Origin of the sequence: Myxococcus sp. CA039A, assembly GCF_013336645.1 — a bacterium.
Taxonomy (GTDB): domain Bacteria; phylum Myxococcota; class Myxococcia; order Myxococcales; family Myxococcaceae; genus Myxococcus; species Myxococcus llanfairpwllgwyngyllgogerychwyrndrobwllllantysiliogogogochensis.
In genome coordinates this window covers 68,013-74,182 of record NZ_JABUMQ010000009.1, presented here as the reverse complement: position 1 = coordinate 74,182, position 6,170 = coordinate 68,013, and the positions used below count along the sequence as shown (strand labels likewise).

3 protein-coding genes are annotated in these 6,170 nt (G+C 71.4%); all 3 read right to left on the bottom strand.

Annotated features, from left to right (window positions below):
• Window positions 1-1,549 (bottom strand): AAA family ATPase (locus tag HR086_RS02780; protein WP_174464777.1); only part of this gene is annotated, 1,549 nt, incomplete at its 3' end.
• The gene (locus HR086_RS02775) at window positions 1,546-2,802 is read right to left on the bottom strand and encodes a DNA repair exonuclease (protein ID WP_174464776.1); all 1,257 of its coding nucleotides are present in this window, start codon (window positions 2,800-2,802) and stop codon (window positions 1,546-1,548) included. The genes HR086_RS02775 and HR086_RS02780, both read right to left, overlap by 4 nt.
• Window positions 2,803-2,889: 87 nt before the next feature.
• Window positions 2,890-6,147, bottom strand: coding sequence for a carboxypeptidase-like regulatory domain-containing protein (locus HR086_RS02770; RefSeq protein WP_174464775.1), 3,258 nt, complete (start codon window positions 6,145-6,147; stop codon window positions 2,890-2,892).
• Window positions 6,148-6,170: the final 23 nt, after the last annotated feature.

The window sequence follows — 6,170 nt, the reverse complement described above, 5'->3', positions numbered from 1 at the left end:
CTCCCACCACCGTGCCCCCGAGCAGCCACGCCGCCACCGCGAGCGTCACCGCCACGGCCGCCGCCACCGGCACCCACCACACTGGAATCACCGGGCTCGACGCAGTCGGAGGCTCCGTCACCAGCCCCCGCAGTTCTTCAATCCGCCGCCGGGCCGCCATCTTCTGCTCACCCAGCCGCTCCAGGTCCAAGCGCGCGTCGCGCATCCGCGCCAGCCCCGTCTGCTGCTGTCGCACCTGCGCCGGACGGACGTCTGGAAGCTCCGCGAGCTCCGACTCCGCGCGCGCCAGCACACCCTCCAGCCGCTCCCGCTCCGAGCGAGCCCGAGCCAGCGCCCCACCCACCTCGCGCCGCCCCGTCTCCTCCACGTCCAGCCGGGACGACAGGGCCTCCAACCCCGCGCGAGCCCCCGCGCTCAAATCCAGCGCCACCAGCCCTGGCCCATCCACACCAAGCCCCAGCTCCTCCAGCGCCGACTCCACCTGTCGCCGCTTCATCCCCAGCGCCGCGCGCCGCGCCGGCAACGCCCGCACCAGCTCCGAGCGCTCCGAGTACGCCGCCACCGCGGCCCGCAGCGCGTCCTCCTGCCCTCGCACCGGCGAAGGAGCGGACAGCCGCGCCAGCTCCGCCTCCGTGAAGCTCAACTGCTCCGCGAGCCGGGCCACGTTCCCGCGATGCGTCCTGCTCTGATTCAGCGCTGCCTCCAGCCGCGCCTCGCCGCCCTGGGGGAACGTCTCCAGCGCGGGGAGGGACTCCAGCTCCGTCCGGGCGGTCGCCAGCGCGGCGACATCTCCCAGCGCCGACTCCAGCCGCGCCAGTCGCTCCAGCTCGCGGCTGTCCTCGTGCACGCGCGACTCCAGGCCGCCCAGCTCGACGCCGAGTGACTCCAGCCGCTCCCGCTTCGCGAAGTAGAGCGCGGGCCGGTTGCCCACGTCGCGGAGCTGCTCCTGCACCTCCTCCAGCTCGCGCAGCTTCACGTTCAACTCGGACTTCGAGCCGGTGGGCTTGTAGAGCTGCTCGGCGCTCTTGCTCAGCTCGGACATGGCGACGGGCAATCGTCGCGCGCCCTGCATGCTCGCGGCGACGAGGGCCTCGGACACTCCGCGCTCCTTCGCGAACTGCTCGAACCCCGTCAGCTCCTCCAGCCGGAAGGCGAAGACATCGAAGAACAGCTCGCGTGTGACGTGGCCGCGCGCGGCGTGCAGGCGCTCCTCGGACACGGGCTCGCCCTCGGACCCGAGCACGGTCAGCGTCTCCGACTTCTTGCCCCGAGGCGCGGCCATGCGGCGCACGAGCAGCGGCCCCGATGCCGTGAAGAGTCGAAGCTCACCGCCGATGGTCGTGTCCTCGTCCAGGGCGGCATACCGCTCCGGGTTCCCCCGGCGCTCGAACCCGAACAGCACGGCGCGCAGGAAGGCGAGCAGCGTGCTCTTGCCCGCCTCGTTGGGGCCATGGAGCAGATGCAGCCCGGGCCCCAGCTCCAGCGTCAGGTCCGAGAAGTGCCCAAAGCGCCGCACCCGCAGCGTATCGATGCGCAACCCTGGCTTCATGCCCCCTCCTCCTCTTCGTGAAGCGCCTCCACGCCCAGCAGGCTCGCGCGGGAGATCCACTCCGTCCGTGGCATCTCCAGCACATCCACCCCCAGTCGCTTCAGCCGCTGGCCCAGGCTGCCCAGCGCTTCCTGCTCCCACAGTCGCGCCAGCGCGACCGGGTCTTCTTCCAGCAAGCGCGCCTCTTCCAGCAAGGTGCGCGCGAAGCCGCCTTCCGTCTGGAGCGCTTCCCAGTCCAGTTCCGGACGACTTCCATCCCGCAGTGACTCCAACAGCACCGGCGGATGCCCCCGCGCCAGTCGCGCGCGCAAGTCCTCTTCCAACTGCGCCAGCGCTCCGGGCCGCGTGAGCTCGCGATGCAGCGGCCCGCGCCCCGTGAGCACCAGGCGCACCGCGTGGCCGTCCAGCTCCCGCGCGCACGCGGCGTCCACCACCTCACCCACCGTGCCCAGCAGCGCGTCCAGCGTGGCCACGCCCGTCAGCGGCACCTCCAGCCGATGCCAGCGCACCGTGTCCACCGGCACGAAGCGCCGCCGCATGCCCCCGTCCTCCACCTCGACCAGCACGCAGCCGCGCTCCCCTGTCTCCAGCGCGTGCCGTCCCTGCGGATTGCCCGGGTACACCGCCATGCCGCCACCGGGCAGCATCAGCTCGCTGCGCGTGTGCACGTGTCCCAGCGCCCAGTAGTCCAGCCCGCGCGCGCCCAGGCCCGCGGGGGTGCAGGGCGCGTAGTTGGCGTGTCCCTCCGCGCCGCCCAGGTTCGCGTGCAGCAGGCCCACGCTGAAGCCGTCCCCGGTGCGACGGAAGCGCGCGGACAAGTCGTCGCGCACCTCCACGTCCGGATAGGAGATGCCCTGCACGCGGCACAGCCGACGTCCCTCGCGCCGCACCTCCGCCTCTTCCCAGTCCGGGCCGAACACCTTCACCGACGAAGGCAGCCCCAGCGTCCCGGTGTCGCCGCTGAGCGGATCATGATTGCCGTGGACGATGAAGGACTCGATGCCCGCGTCGTGCAGCCGGCCCAGCTCGCGCCGCAGCGCCAGTCGAGCGCGCACCGAGCGGTCCTTCACCTCGAACAAGTCCCCGGCCAGGAGCAGGAAGGCGACGCGCTCGCGCAGGCACAGGTCGACGATGCGCGACAGCGCGCGAAAGGTGGACTCCTGGAAGCGTCCCAGCAGGGGTCCTTGTGCGGCCACGCCACGGAAGGGAGTGTCCAAGTGCAGGTCGGCGGCGTGGACGAACTTGAAGTGCATGTCGGGCCCCGCACCGTACCCGAAGCACGGCGAGGAGCCTGCTTTCCACCCGTGGCTCCCGCGCGCTGTCAGGCAGGCGAGAGGCGCTCACTTCTCCGCGACGTCGAGCCTCCGCCAGGACGGCTGTAGGGTGAGTGACACCGTCCCTCCCGCCGGGATGTCCAGCTCCTCGGTGTGGAACTGACCGGGCACGTCGGACGTGTGGAAGAAGACGGTGACCCTGCCCTCGGGGACATGGGTGAAGACGACCTCCGGGTTGTCCTCCCTGTACTGCCAGGGCAGGCCCTGGAATATCAGGTGGCGCAGCGCCGATGAGGTGCTGGGAGGCGGCACCACGCCGGGTACCAGCCCCAGGCCCACGCCCACTTGCGAGGGCAGGCGCAGCTTCACCGTGGCCCCTCCCGTCGCGGGCAGGAAGGCCACCGTCAGCGCTCCGCGCTCGGGCAGGTCCACGCTCAACGGCTGGAAGTCCGGCAGTGACTCGTTGCGGTGCCGCGCAATCAACTTGAGCGCATAGCGGCCGGGCTCCAGGCCGCGCAGCGTGCTCACGCCCTTGCCCATCTCGACCAGGCCTTCGTCGCCCGCTCCCTGGTAGCTGATGAACGCGTCCAACGGACGGCCCTGGCGGTCCCTCGCCGTCACCTTCACGCGAGCGCCAGACTCCATCCGCGCCGTCACCTTCTCCTGCGTGGCGGCCACTGGAACGCGCAGCTCGCGGTAGTTGCCTGGGTGGCTCATCCGGAGGGTGTGGGGACCGGAGGCCACCTTGTCCAGATAGAACTCGCCGTCGCTGTTCGTGCGCGCGCCCGCGAGCTGGCCCCGCTCACCGTCCTCGTCAGGCTCGGCGTCGAGTTCGACCGTGGCGCCCTTCACCGGCGCGCCTGTCTCCGCGTCCAGCACCAACCCCTGGATGTAGCGCCCCTCCTCCAGCCGGATGTCCCCCAGGTCGACATCCGCCACGTCCACGCCGCCCTTCACCGCGCGCGTCGCCGTGGGCATCTCGTACACGCTGAAGAGGTACTGACGGGTGATGGGCTCTTCGTGGAGGGGGACGGCGAAGGTGCCGTCCTCGCTCTGGACCCGCGTGTGTCCCACGGTGAAGGAGTGCTGGGGCGCGCCGTCTGGTCCGAGGAGCCGTCCCCGGATGTGGGGGTGGCGCCGGAACACCAGCCGCACCTGCTTCGTGTCCGCGGTGAAGTGGACGCCCTCGCCGTCGCGGACGATTCCCGAGCAACGCTCCGGCAGCAGCTCATGACCTGGCTTGATGGCGAACAGCGCATGGTCGAGGGGGCCCAGGCCGCGAAGGACGAAGCGCCCCTCCGCGTCCGTGAGGACACCGCGCGGTCTCTCATGCCGGTCCCCGTGGATTTCGATGAACTTGGGACCATCGACCCTGGCCAGGGACTGGGCTCGCACGGAGAGGCCCTGGACGGGCTGGCCGGCGGTGTCGACGGCGATGCCCTCCAGCGAGTGCTCCTCCTGGAGCCGCAGCTCCACCTTCGTCACCGTGTCCGGCAGCAGCTCCACGTCGGCCCAGACCCTCCGGTCCACGCTGGACGCCCATTGCTTGGCCTCCACGCGATAGCGCCCCGGGTAGATGCCCTTGCGGCGGAAGTGTCCCTGGTCGTCCGTGCCCTCGGTCTCCAGCAGGCGTTCCTGCTCGTCGTCGTGGTCCAGTGGGAGCACGTTCACCATGAACCGCGCCACCGGCAGGCCGCGCGCATCCGTCAGCGTTCCCTCCACCGTCGCGCCCGTGCTCAAGGTGAGCGTCACCTCGGGGCCAGGGGCTGTCGCCACCACGCTCTCATGGACGTAGTCGTCACTGCGCGCCGTGATTTCGTAGGAGCCGCCGGCACGCGTGGCATCCATCACGAAGCGTCCGTCCCGGTCGGAGAAGGTCATCTCTTGCGGCTCGTAGTCCTCGGGGCCTTCGGTCCCCATCAGCTCCATCGCCAGGGGCACGCCCGATATCGGCTGGCCCGCGCCGTCCACGACGCGACCGGTGATGGTCTGCGTGCGCTTCAGCGTGAAGTCCCGAGGGCCCATGCCGCTAGCCAGCTCGTGCTCCTGGCCCACCGTCAGGTCCACATGGCCTTTCGCCTCGACGGTGAACTCCCACGGGCCGGGCTCCACGGGGCCCAGGCGGTAGTGGCCGTTCGCCTGGGTGACCGCCTCCAGGGACTCCCGTCCGCCCTGTCTGAAGTGCGCCTTCACACGCGCGCCCTCCACCGCGCCGTGCGCATCGTCGAACACCGTGCCCTCGACCTGGAGCGCTTCGCCCAGCTTCAACACCACCTCGGGAGGAGGCGTTGAGCCCAGCTCCACTCGCGCGAAGGCGTACCGGCCCCCTTGCTCGACTGTGAGCGCGTACTTGCCCGTGGTCAGCTCCAGCGTGAAGCGTCCCTCCGCGTCCGTCTTCGTCCGGGGAACCGGCGCCCCGTCGTCCAGGTCGGCGCGTGCCGCTCGGACCTCCACTCCCGGCACGGGCGCTCCGTCGGACAGCACCCGGCCGTGGAGCGCGCGGGGCCGATACAGCGTCACCTCCCGGAACCGGTCGCTGTACCGGTCTGGGTCCAGCGTCGGCAGCCAGCCCTCCTTCGTCGCGAGCACCTGATAACTCTGGCGGGGAAGGGGCCCCAGCCTGAAGCGGCCCTGGTCATCCGTGCTCGTGTCGAAGAAGCGGGTGTGGTGCATGCTGACCGCCGTCACCGCGACGCCCGCCAATGGCTCGCCGTCCCCGTGGACCTGTCCTGTCACGAACCACGGCGGCTCCAGCAGCAGCTCCACGTCCTGGCTGCCAGAAGGAACGGCGGGGCGCAGCGCGGTGCCCCGCTCGGAGAGCGCGAGGAGGGCTTGAGGGCCCTCGGGCAGTCCCTCCAATACGAAGGCGCCGTCGTCGCCCGACACGGTCTCCGCGTGGATGGGAGCTTCACCCTGCCGCGCGAGCAGCAGCGCGGTGAGGGTGTCCTCCACCTGCGGCAGACACCACGGGAGCTTGCGCCGACCCTGGGACGCATCGACCAGCGCCTCCCAGTAGGGAAGCACCTCCTCCGGACAGGGGAGCTCCGACAGCGTCTCGCCCGCCTCCGGCCACGACGCGGAGACGCGTGCGCCCGCCACGGGTCGACCCAGCGAGTCCACCACGGTGCCGCGAATGGACAGTCCCGCTCCCGCCTGCTCCGCCCGCGTGGGCGCGGACGTGCGCGGAAGCGAGCCCCCCGAGGCGCGCCGGGGCGCTGGAGCGACTTCGCGCGCGGGCGCCATGGGCTCGGTGCTTCCGAGCATCCACCACGCCAGGAGCGCGAGCACCCCCGCGATGACGCTCCCCCACTTCCACCCGCGCATGATGTGCTCCGGCTGTCCGACGA